The 225-nt window shown below is 60.9% G+C and carries 1 protein-coding gene; it reads right to left on the bottom strand.

The features are described from left to right. A partial coding sequence (locus J5M58_RS27780) for an amino acid permease (RefSeq protein ID WP_207880779.1) occupies positions 1 to 225 on the bottom strand: 225 nt, incomplete at both ends.

Raw genomic sequence — 225 nt, 5'->3', positions numbered from 1 at the left:
CGGTAACGAAGCCGATGACCGTGGCCTTGCCCACGTCAGAGCGTTTTTCCGCCCGCGACGAGAAGATGCTCGCACCCTCGATGCCGATGAACACCCAAACGGTGACCAGCATCATGTTGCGCACCTGCTCCAGCACGCTGCCGAACTGCGGGTTGCTCAGGCCCCAGATATCACGCGTGAAGATATCGGCGCGGAAGGCGAACGCCGCGATCACCACGAAAATCA

The sequence above is a fragment of the Pseudomonas sp. 32_A genome (genome assembly GCF_017490905.1).
In the GTDB taxonomy this organism is placed as follows: Bacteria; Pseudomonadota; Gammaproteobacteria; order Pseudomonadales; family Pseudomonadaceae; genus Aquipseudomonas; species Aquipseudomonas inefficax.
The sequence above is the reverse complement of the archived record's forward strand: the minus strand, read 5'-3'. Positions and strand labels throughout refer to the sequence as shown.